Origin of the sequence: Polyangium spumosum, assembly GCF_009649845.1 — a bacterium.
Taxonomy (GTDB): domain Bacteria; phylum Myxococcota_A; class Polyangia; order Polyangiales; family Polyangiaceae; genus Polyangium; species Polyangium spumosum.
This window is the reverse complement of the sequence record NZ_WJIE01000004.1, coordinates 417088-430387: the sequence shown is the minus strand read 5'-3', so window position 1 is coordinate 430387 and position 13300 is coordinate 417088. Positions and strand designations below refer to the sequence as shown.

At 70.9% G+C, this 13300-nt stretch carries 8 protein-coding genes; 4 read left to right on the top strand and 4 right to left on the bottom strand.

Annotated elements, in window-relative coordinates; all coding sequences use genetic code 11:
* The first annotated feature begins 107 nt into the window (after positions 1 to 107).
* Together GF068_RS15590 and GF068_RS15585 are read left to right on the top strand one after the other, a co-directional pair.
* On the top strand, positions 108 to 1028 hold the full coding sequence (locus GF068_RS15590) for a hypothetical protein (protein ID WP_153820181.1): 921 nt from the start codon (positions 108 to 110) through the stop codon (positions 1026 to 1028).
* A 242-nt stretch (positions 1029 to 1270) separates the two neighbouring features.
* Positions 1271 to 1747 carry a hypothetical protein gene (locus GF068_RS15585; RefSeq protein ID WP_153820180.1) on the top strand — a complete coding sequence of 159 codons (477 nt, stop codon included), beginning with the start codon at positions 1271 to 1273 and terminating at the stop codon, positions 1745 to 1747.
* A gap of 65 nt (positions 1748 to 1812) precedes the next feature.
* On the opposite strand, the gene GF068_RS15580 is transcribed toward GF068_RS15585, so the two are convergent.
* The 3 genes from GF068_RS15580 to GF068_RS15570 form a co-directional block, all read right to left on the bottom strand.
* Positions 1813 to 3339 (bottom strand): tetratricopeptide repeat protein, encoded by a 1527-nt coding sequence (locus GF068_RS15580; RefSeq protein WP_153820179.1) that lies wholly within the window; start codon positions 3337 to 3339, stop codon positions 1813 to 1815.
* A gap of 63 nt (positions 3340 to 3402) precedes the next feature.
* Positions 3403 to 5772: a serine/threonine protein kinase gene (locus tag GF068_RS15575; protein ID WP_153820178.1), complete on the bottom strand. Its 2370-nt coding sequence runs from the start codon at positions 5770 to 5772 to the stop codon at positions 3403 to 3405.
* 15 nt (positions 5773 to 5787) lie between these two features.
* Positions 5788 to 6447, bottom strand: coding sequence for a hypothetical protein (locus tag GF068_RS15570; RefSeq protein WP_153820177.1), 660 nt, complete (start codon positions 6445 to 6447; stop codon positions 5788 to 5790).
* A gap of 137 nt (positions 6448 to 6584) precedes the next feature.
* Between GF068_RS15570 and GF068_RS15565 the strand changes: the two genes are divergently transcribed.
* Together GF068_RS15565 and GF068_RS47025 are read left to right on the top strand one after the other, a co-directional pair.
* Positions 6585 to 7712, top strand: a complete 1128-nt coding sequence (locus tag GF068_RS15565) for an LNS2 domain-containing protein (RefSeq protein ID WP_153820176.1) — start codon at positions 6585 to 6587, stop codon at positions 7710 to 7712.
* A gap of 114 nt (positions 7713 to 7826) precedes the next feature.
* Positions 7827 to 12716 (top strand): translocation/assembly module TamB domain-containing protein, encoded by a 4890-nt coding sequence (locus GF068_RS47025; RefSeq protein WP_153820175.1) that lies wholly within the window; start codon positions 7827 to 7829, stop codon positions 12714 to 12716.
* Here GF068_RS47025 and GF068_RS15555 read toward each other — a convergent pair.
* Entirely contained in the window at positions 12710 to 13210 is a 501-nt protein-coding gene (locus GF068_RS15555; RefSeq protein WP_153820174.1) for a hypothetical protein, read from the bottom strand. The genes GF068_RS47025 and GF068_RS15555 overlap by 7 nt on opposite strands.
* Positions 13211 to 13300 lie beyond the last annotated feature (90 nt).

Genomic DNA, 13300 nt, shown 5'->3' with positions numbered 1-13300 from the left:
GCGTCCGTGATAACGTTTACAAATGGTCTCCGCCAGCACGCGTAGGCCGCTCCTTTCTTTTCGAGGCGCCCGCGCGCGGCGCCCCCAACCCATTTGCGGGAGCACCGATGACCCACAAGCGTTTGGCCAAAGGCTTGACCCTGCTCTTCTTCGCGGCCGCGACGAGCTTCGCCGCGTGTGGCGGCGAGGACCCCCTGACCACCGAGCAAAAGTACTGCAATCAACGTTGCGATTGCAATGGGTGCACGGACAGCGAGCGCGCGACCTGCGTCGACGACAAGATCAACCTGAAGGACGAGTCCGAGTCCGACTGCGGCGAGGAATACTCGACCCTCCTGCGCTGCCTGACCAACGACGCCGCCTGCGCCGACGGCGATTACGACGAGTCGATGTGCTTCGCCGAGGAGAGCGACCTCAATTCGTGCCTGAACCCGCCGCCGGCCTGCAACCTGGTGAACAACGGCGTCTGCAATGAGCCTCCGCCCAAGGGTGATGGCCTCTGCGTGGCAGGATCCGATACGATGGATTGCTCCGTGCCGACGTGCCCCTCGGCCGGCGACGGGATCTGCGACGAGCCGGAGGGGACGGGGCTCTGCGCGGAGGGCTCCGATCCGCTCGATTGCGGCCTGTCGTGCCCCACCGAGAACAACGGCGTCTGCGACGAGCCCGGCGGGACGGGGACCTGCGCGGCCGGGACCGATCCGACCGATTGCTACTGCGCCTACACGTCCGACGGCTACTGCGACGAGCCGGAAGGCTCGGGCCTCTGCCCCGAGGGCTCCGACTCCGTGGACTGCGGCGGCGGCGGCGCCTGCGTGCGCTGCGCCGAGTACTACCCCGGGTCGAGCGCGACGCTCTGCCCGGAGTCGCAGTCGCTCTGGAACGCGTTCAACACGTGTGCTTGCGGGACCTGCGCGGCGGTGTGCAGCGCGAATTTCTGCGCGGGTGGAGACGGATCCACCGACTGCATCAACTGCATCGACACCACGTGCAGCAGCCAGCTCTCTGCGTGCTCGAATGACTTTTGATCACGCGCGCCAAGCCGGCTCGAGCAGGGATTGCCCACCGGCGTAACCGGCACGAGCGTCCACGCTCATCAGAACCGGTCTTCGCCCCATTTCCAGGAAACGATCCCTGGAAATCCACGAAACATCGATAACACACCGTAGAGCCCGCCTGGCACCCCGTTTGCCCTGGGAACGCTCGGGGACGCCCGTTCGGCCTCGGCTCGCCCGAGCCGCGCCCCCCGAGCGGGAAAAGGAGGGCAGGCATGAACGTCGGAAAAGCATTCTTCGCAGGGATCGTCGGCGGCGCCGCAATGACGCTGATCCTGACGGCCGCGCGCGCGGCCGGCGCGTCGGCGGACGTCGCGCAGCTCCTCGGCACGTTGCCCGGAAATGCGCCGACCAGCATGACGTGGCTCGTCGGTTTTTTCGTGACCATCATGCTCTCGGGGCTCATCGGTATCGCCTACGGCGCCGTGTTCGAGACGGTGACGCGGAGCGCCGGCGTCGCGGCGGGCCTCAAGGTCTCGCTCGTGCACCTCGCGCTCGCGGGCATCTTCGTGGGCCTCGTCGGCCTGATGCACCCGCTCGTGCCCGAGCTCGTGGCGGCGCCGGGCTTCTTCATGTCGAAGTACGGCGGGCTCGGGATCCTCGCGTTCGTGGCCGCGCACCTCGCGTTCGGCGCGATCGTGGGTGGCATCTACGGCACGGTGACGACGGAAGAGCCGCTGCCGATGAAGTGAAACAAAAAAAGGCGCGAGCCCCATGCCTCGGGCTCGCGCCTTATTCGTGTCGTTCGTCCGGACGATCAGGTCGCGGCGGGGGGCGTCTCCGGATTGGACATGACGCCGCCGAGGGTGAGGCCCTCGTCGATCGATTTCACCGCGCGCTTGGCGCGCTTGCGGATGTCGACGTGCAACGAGTCGTCGAAATTGATGGCCGAGAACGCGCCGCGCGCCTCGATCTTCTTCTCGAGGCCGAGGTAGGCCTCCGCCTCGTTCCAGCGCAGCTTCCAGTCGCGCTTGGCCAGGTTCTCGAGCTTGCCCGCGTCGTCGACGATCTCCTGGTAACGCTTCTCGTTGCCGAGCTGCGTCCAGAGCTCGGCGCGCAGGTCGTCGTCGTCGGCGCGCAGCGCGACGGCCTTCTTGAGGAGGTCGATGCCCTCGTCCTTCGCGCCCGTCGCGATCTTCGCCCGCGCGAGCGAGCGCCACGCGCCCACGGCGTTCGGGTGCGCCTCGGCGAAGGCCGTGAGCGCGGGGATCGCGTTCGAAACGCCCTGGATGTTCGTGGCCGCGTCCGCGGGCCAGAACCGGTACTGGAGCGCGAGCAGATCCCCCGGATCGGCCTCGAGCGCCTTGTCGAGCGCCGCGCGCGCCTCGTCCACGTTCCCGAGCGCCGCGAGGCAGCGCCCGAGCTCGACGTGCGCGCCCGCCGACTTCGGCGCCTTCTCGACGTACGCCTTCGCCGCCGCGAGGGCCTCGTCACGACGGCCGAGGTCACGCAGCGCCGCGATACGCGCGAGCTCGCCGCGCTCGACGGACGCCGCGTCGCCGAGCTTGACGATACGATCGGCGATCGCGAGCACCACGAGGGGGCGGCTCTCGCGCTCGTGATACGCGAGCTGCTCGAGGTAATACGCGGCGTCGCGCGCCTCGGCGTCCCACACCGAGGTGAGGTACTCGTCGACCTTGTCGCTGCGCACGTAGGTGAGCGAGGTGGCGTCACGCGGGTTCTCGTAGACGGGCACGAGGACGCCGAGCTTGGCGAGCGCGTCGAGCGCGGGCTGGCAGTCGGGCTGGGCCTCGAGCGCGAGGACGAACTCGTCGATCGCCGCGTCCTTGTTGCCCATCGTCGCGTGGACCTGGCCGAGGCCCACGTGATAATCCGCGTCCCCCTCGAAGGTCTTGCGGATCGACTGGTACGTCTTCAGCGCGGCCGGGTAATCACGCAGCGCCGTCTGCGCGGCGGCGAGGTTCAGGCGCGCCGCGTGATCGTCGGGATCCATCGAGGCGATACGCTTGAGCGCGGAGAGCGCCTTTTCGAAGTCGTTCTCGGCGAAGCCGTTCTGGGCGCGATCGAGCAGCGGCGCCTTGTCGAGGAAGACCTCCAGCGCCGAGACGAGCTGGCTGTTCTTCTTGCGCCAGTTGCCATCCTTGCCCGCGGGCGAGTCGTTGAGGAACGACTTGATCCACTTGCGGGCGTTGTCGATGGACAGGCCCTTGTCGGCCAGACCCTCGAACTCGCTCTTGGGAATGGGGAGCTGCGGCGGCATCCCCTGGCGGCGGGACATCTTGGGGTCGAGGCCGATCATGACCCATTCAACGTCTTTGCTCATCGCGGATCACGGTAGCGAAAGGCCGCTTCCGAGATCAAGCGCGGAAGGCCTGGGCACAGCGCGTCACGAAAAGCCGATCCAGAGCACGAGCAAGAGGACGACGACCACGCCGACGCCGATGGCCACGATCACCGGCGGTTGCAGGCCGAGCACGCGCGGACGGAGGCGCGTGGTGAAGGCGTCCGCGTCGAGGTCGGGCGCAGGCAAGGCGTGGCGATCGGGCAGGCGCGTGGCGCCCGGCGGCACCGAGCGACCCGGCACGGGAGGCGCCGGCGGGATCAGCGGCGGCGCAGGAACAGAAAGGGAGGAGCCCGCGAGCGGAGGCGCCGACGGAGACGGCATGGGCGAGAGGCCCGGGATCGGCGCGGCCGGCGGCATCGGCGGCGGGGCCATGGCCGCGAAGCCCGGAGGCGGCGCGCTCACGGTCGACGCGGCCGCCGCGCCCTCGGTCGCGCGGGCCGATCGCTCCATCGCGAGCGCGACCTCGAGCCGGCGGAGGCCGTCGGTCACGCCCTGGGCCTTGCCGATCCGCAGCGCCTCCGCGGCGATGGCGGCGGCGTCACTCGTGGCCTTGGCGAGCGCGGCCTTCCGCTCGGCGCGGGTGTACGCGGCCTTCGCCTCCTCGGCGAGGCGCATGGCCTCGATGGAGAGCCGCTCGGCCTCGCGGAGCAGGCGCTCCTCGCCGCTCGGCTCGGGCGGCACCGGAGGCGGAGGCGGGGCAGAGCCGGCGCTGCGGGTGGTGACGGGCGGCAGCGGCACGGAGGGGTCCGCGGCGACGATCTGACCGGGCGGCGCGGGAGGCGCCGCACGCGCGGCCGTCGCGGCGCGGACCTTGCGGAGCATGTCGCCGATGGGCGCCGTGGGATCGTCGAGCTCTTCGCTGTCGGGACCTTCGTAGCGGCCCGCGCCCTCGACCGAGGGTTTGCCCTCGACGACGGTGGCGTAACTCGGGAGCGAGGCGCGTTTGTCCTCGGGGGCCTCGGGCGGGGGCGCGGGGCGCGACGCGGCGACGTCGGCGGCGACGAGCTTCGGATCGAAGGGTTTGCCCCCCTTGAACTGCTGGCGCAGCATGGCGAGCTGCTCCGGCGTGCCCTTGACGAGCGTCGGGACCTCTTCGCCCCAGTCGACCTCGCCTTCGCCCGTGCCGCGCCCGCTGATGCGCGGCGCGCTCCCGAGCGTCGCGGCCCGCCGCGAGGGGGTCTTCACGACTTCGGCGGTCGTGTCCTCGGCGAGCTCGTTCGAGGCCGCGATCGGGCTCGTCGAGCCGGCCCCTGCCGATCGTTTCGTGCCCGGGCGCTCCGTCGGCGGGGGCGAGTCGATGCGCCTGGGGGTCTGGGGGCGCAGCTCGGCTTGCCGAGCGTAGCCCCCGACCTCGGGAGGCGGATCTCTCGGGAGCGGGGCCACGACCGAGCCGCCGGTGAACGTGGGCGGGCGAGGTTTTTCCTTCTTGATCTCGGGCGTCTGGCTCGCGATCACGCGCTCGAACCAGGCCATCTGGCGCATCGCGTTCCGGCGGACGAAGCGGCCGAGGGCCTCCTCGTTGTCCTCCATGTACCCGTGCGCGCTCAGCCACTCGTCGAGCCGCGCGAGGATCTCGGCGACGGACTGGAAGCGCGCCTTCGGGTCCTTCTCGAGGCACTTGCTCACGATGCTTACGAGCTCGCGATCGATCCTCGGCCGGAGCTTGAAGAGGTCGGCCGGGGGCGCCGTCATGAGCATGCGCGCGAGCTCCATGTCGTTCGGCGCGACCCAGGGCCTGCGGCCCGCGAAGAGCTCGAAGAGCATCACGCCGAGCGAGAAGATGTCGGCGCGCGCGTCGATGTTGTTGCCCGTGGCCTGCTCCGGGGAGATGTACTCGAGCTGGCCCTTGACCATGCCGGTCAGCGTGCGCGTGAGCCGCTGCTTGGCCTTCGCGAGGCCGAAGTCGGTGATCTTCACGTCGCCCTGGAACGAGCAGAGCACGTTGCCGGGCGTGAGATCGCGGTGGACGAGGCTCATGTGCTCGCCGCTCGGCGCGCGCAGGGCGTGCGCGGTCCCGAGGCCGCGGCAGATCTGCCGCGCGAGGAAGACGACCATCCGCTCGGTGAAGGCCTCTTTCGTGTCGAAGATGGTCTTCATGAGCCGCGCGAGCGAGACGCCCTGCACGAGCTCGACGGCGAGGTAGAGACCCTGATCGTCGCTGCCCCAGCCCACGACCTCGACCACGTTCGCGTGCCGGAGCGCCGCGGTCATCCACATCTCGTCGCGGAACTGCGCGACGAACGCGGGGTCGCTGGCGAGGTGCGGGTGGAGGCGCTTGACGGCGACGAGGCGGCCCTCGGCGGGGCCGTGGGTCACGCGGCAGAGATCGACCCGCGCCGACTCCCCGGCCGCGATCTCCGCGAGCACCAGGAAGGAGAGCGCGGACGGGTCTTGCCCAGGAGGCGGCGGCATTCGCGGGTCAGTGTATCAAACCGGTTGCCGCGCTGCAGCGATCGCTTGCGGGATACCGCCGAGGCTCGCCTTGAGGTGCACGTCGAGGTGATCGTCCTTGGTACGGATCGCGCGAACGGAGGCGACGGGCAGGACGATCGGCAGGTAACGACGAACCTTCGGGTTTTCCGCGATCTTGGGCACCTTCATGAGATCGAGCGTGAGGCGATCGTCCTTGGCCTCGACCAGCATGGGCGGGCGCTTGGGCATGAAGGCGACGAGGTTGCCGGGCTTCGAGAGATCGAGCGCGCCGGACTTCAGGAGTCCGGCGAGGGGCGAGCTCGACTCGCCGAGCACGGTCAAGGTGAGGCCCTCGATGCGGACCCCGACGCGTATCTCGTCGAGGGAGATGTTGATCTCCTCGATGTGAAGGACGAGCGAGGCGCGCAGCGGCGTGCCCATCGCGTCGACGGTCGCGGCGACGCGGACGCCGGGCGGCGCCGCCTCGATGACGATGTCCTTCGGCGCTTTTTTGGTGTCCGGAACGAACTCGCGCGCGAGGTAACGCAAGGCATCCATGGGGATGGAGGCGCGCAGGCCGAGGGCGCTGCGCAGAGCGCGGACGATCTCCTCGGGGTGCTCTTTGAGGTAGTTGCCAGCGGTGCGAGCGAGGACGCGGGGATCAGGCTTGGGCATACGGGGGGCTAGAACCTTCGCAGAGGTGCGCTCTCTCGCGCAAGGGGCGTAAACGCCCGTGTAGCCCGCGCGGAGGCGAAGGACGCAGCGCGTCGAAGCGCTGTTTCTGCGGCTCGATCGGGGCCACAATGAGCGCCATGCGTGGAACGTTCGCTTTCTTTGTGGCGGGGATCGTGGGCATGGCCGCATGTGGCTCGGGCAGCGGCGCCGACACGTCGGTGACGCCGGGCGCGACGACGGGCGCCGGCGCGTCCGGGGGCGCGGGCGGCGCGGGCGCGGGCGCGGGCGGAGGCGAGGCGGGCGGCGGAGGATCGGCCCAGGTGCCGGGGGCGTGGTGCACGCCGATCCCGGCTTGCGACGCGCCTCCTCCGCCGCCGGGGATCGCGATCGACTGGAACTCGATCCTCCCGCCGATCGGCGACCCGAACCACCGCGGCCGCGATCTCTTCCTGAACCCGGGCGATCCGCAGTGGATCCTGGCGAAGTTCTCGTACGGGACGCTCGACGACGACATCAAGGGCGAGTTCGTCGACGTCTACGTGAACCGCGACTGCGGAGGCACGTGGGAGCACCTCGGGACGGCGACGACGACCGAGGACGGCGAGCACGCGACGATCGAGGGCGTGGAGGACACGGGAGGGCGCATCTACTTCCAGATCCCGCCGGACAAGGCGCTGGGGCTCGGCAGGCACAGGGTTCATCTGGTTGTCAAGGGCGACCTCTCGACGACGGACCTCTTCCTCGAGGTGGTGCCGGAAGGGACGCCCGTGTTCGTGAGCGACATCGACGGGACGCTCACGACGTACGAGACGGAGGAGTTCGTCGCGCTCGCGCAAGGGGAGCTGCCCGAGGTGCGAAAGGACGCGGCGAAGCTCTTCGATGTGCTCGTCTCGAAGGGGTATCACCCGTTTTACATGACCGCGCGGCCTGAATGGCTGGGGGCGCGGACGCGGGCGTTCCTGGATCAAAACGGCTTTCCGCACGGGATCGTGCACACGACGCTGACGAAGTCGGGCGCGCTCGGGAGCGAAGCTTCGACGTACAAGACGGGGGAGCTCTCGATGCTCGCGCAAAAAGGGATGGTCCCCGCCTACGCCTTCGGCAATACGGACACGGACGCCGCGGCGTATTTCAGCGCGATGGTCGAGCCCGCCGAGCGGCGCGTGTTCATCGAGTTCACCGATGCGGCGCACGGCGGTCGCCGGATCGAGAGCTACACGGAGCTGCTCGCCGAGGCCGAAGCCCTGCCGAGCCTCTGCGAATGAACGACGCGGGCGGAGCGTGATTCTCCGGGAACTTCCGCCCCTCCTCGAAAGAAAGCACGAAACGATGGGGCGCGGAGCCCGGGCCATGCGGCGGCGATTTGTTATGCTGCAGGCGTGGCCCCGAGCGCGCCAGCCGATCGCGATTCCCCGGAGAAAGCCGCGCCGCGGCGACCGGGACGGGCGCGCCGCGCGCTCAGGGCGGCGGCGGCCACGATCGGGCTCTGCACGGTGTTCACGGGATCCGCGGTCCTCGCCGTGGGCCTGCACCTCGACACCGCGCCCTTCCGCCGCCTCGCGCGCGACGTCGCCAACCAGGCGCTCGGCTCGCTCTTCGAAGGCAAGATCGTCATCTCCGAGATCGATCACCTCGCGCTCGACGAGGTGGAGATCCGCTCCGCCGTCACGCTCGATCCCCACGGCCGGGAGGTCATCCACGCGAAGGGCATTCGCGGCAGCTTCGACCTCGTCCCGTTCGCCCGCGCGTCGCTCTTCGGCAAAGGCGAGCGCAAGCTCGCCTTCCCGCACATCCGCATCGAGGAGGCCGAGATCGTGCTCGACCGCGGGCCCGATCAGCGGCTCGGGATCACCACGGCCTTCCAGCCGAAGCCGAAGCCGAAGAAGCCGAAGAAACCCAGAAAACCCGGAGCAAAGGTCGCGGCCGAGCGGCCGACGAGCATCTCGCTCGATCGCATCGAGATCGGTCACGCGCGCGTGCGCGGGCAGGTCGCGCCGCCGCGCGTGATCGACGCGGACGTGACGCGCTTGATCGGCGCGGTGCACGTCGGCCCGCGGGGCGTGTCCGTGGACGTGGAGCCGACGGGCATCCGCGAGCGCGGGCTCGCCCACGTGCAGCTCGCGGGTTTGCTCGAGTATCACCTGCACGTCGAGACGCCGCCCGCCACGGACCCGACGAGCGCGGCGCCCGAGGCGAAGGCCCCGCCGAGCGTGGCGCGGATGTGGAGCAGCTTCGCGGGGAGCGCGGGGCCCGTCGAGGTGCTCGCGCGCGCGAAGCTCGACGATACGCGGGTCACGGCGGCGATCGAGCTGCCGCGCGCCGAGCCCGAGGATCTCCGCAAGCTCGTGCCGGGTTTGCCCGTGCGCGAGCGCGTCTCCGCGAGGCTCTCGCTCGAAGGAGACATCCCGTCGTTCGAGGTGGAGGGGCGGCTCGAGGTCTCGCCGAAGGAAGGCGCGCCGGGCTCGCTCGAGCTCGAAGGTGAGCTCGACGTGACGCAGGGCGCACGGCTCGCGCTCGACGTGACCGCGGACGATCTCGATCCACGCATGTTCGTGGAGGGTTTGCCCGCGGCGAACGTGGACCTCGGCGCGCGGCTCCTGCTCGACACGAACCCGGCGCTGCGGATCGTGGCCGACGCGCGGACCGAGCCGATGGTCGTGGAGGCGCAAGCGGTGCCGGCGGCCGACGTGCACCTGGTCTTCGATCACGGCGAGCTCGAGGGTCGCGTGACCTTGCACGAGCCGGGCGCGCCGGTCTCCGGTTCGTTCGTGGTGAGCCCGGGCGGCGCCGTGCGTTTCGAGGCGGAGACGTACGTCGCGTCGCTCGCGTCGGCGCCGCGGCTCCGAGGTCCGGCGACGGGCAGCGCGCGCGTGCACGTGCGAGGCGCGATCAGCGAGGGGACGATCGACGCGCGTGCCTTCGGCTCGGTGCACGACCTCGAAGCGAAGGGCGGCGTCTCGCTCGAGCGAGGCCGCGTGGAGGGTCGCATCCGCGGGCCGTTCGATCGGCTGGACGTCGAGGCCTCGCTCGAAGGGGAAGGGCTCGTCGCGGCAGGGCGCGGCGCGGACCGGGTGACGGCGCGCGTGAGCGGGCCCGTGACGGCGCCGAAGGTGCAAGCGCGGCTCGAAGGCGGCGACGTGGGGGAGCTCGAAGCGTCGGCGCAAATCGAGCCGAAGGAGAAGAGCGCGCGCGAGGTGGCGCTGCGGCTGACGCGCGAGGGCGAGCGGATCGAGGGCAAGGCGAAGCGCATCGTGGTGCGAGGCGGAGGGCTCGCGATCGAGGGGCTCCGGGCCGAGGGGTCGGGGCTCGGATCGCTCGGCGGGACCCTCGCGGTCGACGGTCGCGAGCTCACGGGCAACCTCGCAGGGAGAGACGTGGACCTCGCGCGGATCGGCCGGTTGCTCGATCTCGATCGACGTTTGAAGGGCCTCGCGGACGTGGACATCGCGCTCGCGCGCACGAGGGACGGGCGCAAGGGGCACGTACACGTGATGGTCGAGGACGGGACGTTCTCGGCGGGAGGTCTGCCCGTCACGGGGGCGTCCGGCTCGATCGTGGCGACGTTCGACGGCGCGCGCGCGGCGATGGATGGCACGCTCCGGCTGGTCGATCGCGACGACACGGGCGCGGAGGATGCGTGCAACGGATCGATCGCCGAGGTGCGGATCTCCGGCGCCGAGGGTGATCTGCGCGGGCCGCTCCTGGATCCGACGACGTGGACGCGGCTCACGGGCTCGGCGCGCGTGGACGCGCCCGACTGGGATCTGCGGTGCATCGCGGCCCGCCTGCCCGTCGCGCTCGTCCTCGGCGAGGTCTCGGGCCGCCTCGGCACGAGCTTCTCGATCGAGCGGCCCGACGGGCAACGGTTCGTCTCGGTACGCGACCTCGACGTGCGCACGCGCGACCTCGTGGTCGCGGGGCCGGTCGCGTTCGGCGAGGACAAACCGGCGTGGGAGTCCCGCCGGATGGACGTCGCGCTCTCGGGCTCGCTGAACGGCGCGACGGGCGCGACGGACGTCACGCTCTCGCTGCTCGACCGATCGACCATCGCGGAGCTCGGCGTGCACGTGAACCTCGATCTGCCGACGCTCGTCGACGAGCCGAAGAAGCGACGCGCCTCGCTGCTCGCGTCACGGGGGACGGCGGAGTTCGCGATCCCGCGGCGAACCGTGCGCTCGTTCCGGACCTTGCCCTCGGCCCTGCGGGACGTGCTCCCGCCGCTCGCCGGCGAGGTCGCGCTCTCGGCCACGGCGAGCGGCAGCCTCGGTGATCCGGCGCTGCGCGTGCATGCGCGTGGCTACCGGCTCAGGCACGACGCGTCGACGGTCGAGCCGAGCCCGTGGGCGCTGCCGGTCGACGTGGACGCGACCGCGACGTACGACGCGGGCAAGGCGAGGCTACGCGCGGCCGTCCGCAAGGGCACGCGCGAGCTCGCGCTGGTCGAGGGGCAGGCCGACGCGGATCTGAACGCGCTGCGCGAGGGTCGATCCATCCCGCCGCGCGGCAACGTGCGCGCGACGCTGCGGGAGCTGCCGCTCGAGCTCATCCCGTTCTTCGCGGACCGGGACGTCGCCGGCCGCGTGAGCGGCGTGATGCGCTTCGATCAGCGCGGCGACGAGCCCGAAGCCGCGGCGCGGATCGAGGTGTCGGGCCTCGCGCTCGGCAGCCAATCGTCCTTCGATCGCGCCGCGCTCGAGCTCTCGATCGGGAGCCCCGGCGGCCCGGGGAAGCCGGCGCGTGGCGTCGCGCAGCTCGCGCTCGTCGGTCGGGGCGGAGGGCGCATCGACGCGACGGGGTACGCGGGCATCGACTGGCAAGGGTTCCTCCCGCAGATCGACGACACGCGACCTGCGGACCTGCTCGTGAAGGCGACCAGGTTCCGCCTCGCGAGTTTGACCCCGCTCGTCTCCGGCACCCTCTCGCGGCTCGACGGCACGCTCGACGGCGACCTGCGCCTCGGCCTGCACCGCTTCGGCGAGGACGAGGGGCGCATCGACGCGAACATGGAGGTGCGGGGCGGCGTCTTCCACGTCCCGCAGATCGGCCAGGAGTTCAAGAACGCGCGCGTCTCGATCCGCACGACCGAGAGCGGCGAGCTGCGCTTCGACGACATCCGCGCCGAGGGCATCTCCGGCGCGGTGGAGGGTTCTGCCGTCGTGCAGATGCAGGGGCTCGCCTTCCAGACGGCGCGCGGCGAGCTGCGCATCGACGACGACGAGGAGCTTCCGGTCACGTTCGAAGGCGTGCCGCTCGGGCAAGCGCACGGGCGGATCGAGCTCGCCGCGGCGAAGGAAGGGCGCGAGGTGTCGCTCACGGTGCGCGTGCCGGAGCTCCACCTCGCCCTGCCCGCTTCGAGCTCGCGCGCGGTGCAGTCGCTCGATCCACACGCCGACGTCGACGTCTCGCACCCGCTCGGCCCGCCGAAGGAGGAGCGCCCCAAGGACGCCCTCTCGTACGTGGTCACGTTCGAGCTCGGCGACATCGAGATCGAGGGCATGGGCGCGGATCTGGAGCTCACGGGCGGGAGCCCTCCACCGCGCGTCGCGCTCACCGACGAGACGCGGCTCTCGGGCGACGTCGAGATCAACCGCGGCACGTTCGAGATCGTGGGCAAAAAGTTCGAGATCGAGCGAGGCCTCCTGCGCCTGCGGCCCGAGGAAGCGGGCAACCCCTACGTGAACGTGACCGCGCGCTGGGACGCGCCCAACGGCACGCGCGTCTTCGTCGACTACGTGGGCGATCTGAAGCCGATCACCGAGCAGAAGCTGCGCTTCCGGTCGAGCCCGCCGATGTCGCAGCAGTCGATCCTGTCGATGATCCTCATGGGCGAGACGCCCGAGTCCCAGTCCGACACGCAGTCGCAGACGGCCTCGACGGAGGGCTCGCCGGGCGCGGCGGAGAGGGCGGCCGGCGTCGTCGGCGGCGAGATCGCCTCGCAGCAGATCAACGCGATCCTCTCGCAGATCGCGCCGCTCCGTGGCCTGTCCACGCGTGTCGGGACGACCGAGGCCGGGAGGCTACGCACGACCGTGATCTACGAGCTCGGCGACACCGTGACCGCGCAGGCGAGTTACGAAGGTTCCCCCTCGAGCCGCCTCCAGGGCATCCAGACCCCGGCAGGCGCGGCGGAGGGCACGGAGAACCGCACGGAGCTGAACCTCGACTGGCGCTTCCGGCGCAACTGGATGCTGCGCGGATCGTTCGGGTTCGGAGGGATCAACCAGCAGCCGAGCTCGGGCCTCGATCTGTTCTGGCAATACCGCTACTGAGCCGCGCGCTCCTTCAGCTCCGCCGCGACGTCGCCCACGCGCACCACGGGAGGCTCCCCCGAGACGAGCAGCGGCGCGAGGCCGGCCTGCGCGTGCCGCGTGAACACCGCGTCCTCCGCGCCCGCCTTCACCCGCGCGAACACCACGCCCTCGCTCGACACTGAGAGCACGCGTGGATCGAGCAGCTCCTCCGTGCCGTCCGAGAGCACGAGCGACGCCCTCTGCCCCTCGTCCTCGACACGAACGCCGCGCACGACGAACGGCGTCACCTCGGCGCGGAAATAACACCAGTCGTAGCCGTTCGTCAGGATGAGCCGCCCGTCCTCGGGGTGCCGCGTGATCCAACGGTGCAGCGCCTCTTCGAGCGCGGGGTGATCCACGCGCGCGCCGTCGTGCCAGAAGCGACCCTCGCGATCGAGCACGATCGTGCTCTCGCGCGACGTGCCCGGCGGGGGCGCGAGCTTGAAGAAGTCGGGATGATCGCCGGGCTTCATGGTCGCCTCCTGTCCGGCCGCCCGCTCGGGCAGCAACCGATTCATAGGGCCGGCGAGCTGCGACGTCACGCCCTGCCGAGCGCGCAGGGG